The following is an 809-nucleotide window of genomic DNA, read 5'->3' as shown; positions in this document are numbered from 1 at the left end:
TGGTTGGTGACGTTGCTGATGGAATACGCGACGCCGGTGCCGGCGCAGCCGCTGGTGCTGTAGGAGCTCGTGATGACCCACCCTGACGGGATGGGAGACATGGAGCACACGTTGGCGTACGTCTGGTTGGTGACGTTGCTGATGGAGTACGCGACGCCTGTGCCAGCACAACTGCTGGTGCTGTAGGAGCTCGTGACGACCCACCCTGACGGGATCGGAGACATGGAGCACACGTTGGCATAGGTCTGGTTGGTGATTTTACTGATGGAGTAGGCGACGCCGGTGCCGGCGCAGCCGCTGCTGCTGTACGAGCTGGTGATGACCCATCCGGTCGGGATGGGGGACATGGAACAAACGGCGAGACTGGTCTGCCCGCTCGAATCGCTGATGGAGTACGCGATGCCGGTGCCGGCGCAACCGGTGCTGCGGTACGAGCTTGTGATGACCCATCCGGACGGGATGGGGGAGTTGGAGCAGACGATCGCGCTGCCGGTGAGCTGCTGTGGGGCCGCCTCTGCCTGCGCCGTCGCGGCGGTCATCAGGCCAAGTAGCAACAACACGAGCGTCATCAGATTCGGGATGTGGTTTCGTAAGGTCTTCAAGGCTGGCCTCAGATCTTCTCGGCGCTCAACGGCTATAGCGGTGCAGCTGAGATGAACCATTCGTCCACTGCCTGTTCATCTCGGCTGAGATGGTGTCAGATCTGTTCCACCGGCGCCAGAGTGCCTTGGAGAGCGTCTGCCTCTTCCCGGGCGCTGCGTTTGAGGTTCCCGCGGGGCAAGGTTCTAGGTTCGGGGCATGGTGGATGG

The 809-nt window shown here is 62.2% G+C and carries 1 protein-coding gene; it reads right to left on the bottom strand.

All coding sequences use genetic code 11. The features are described from left to right. Positions 1-569 (bottom strand): hypothetical protein (locus ABD323_RS42370; RefSeq protein ID WP_344447384.1); only part of this gene is annotated, 569 nt, incomplete at its 3' end. Positions 570-809: the final 240 nt, after the last annotated feature.

It is taken from the genome of Kitasatospora nipponensis (genome assembly GCF_039528135.1).
In the GTDB taxonomy this organism is placed as follows: domain Bacteria; phylum Actinomycetota; class Actinomycetes; order Streptomycetales; family Streptomycetaceae; genus Kitasatospora; species Kitasatospora nipponensis.
The sequence above is the reverse complement of the archived record's forward strand: the minus strand, read 5'-3'. Positions and strand labels throughout refer to the sequence as shown.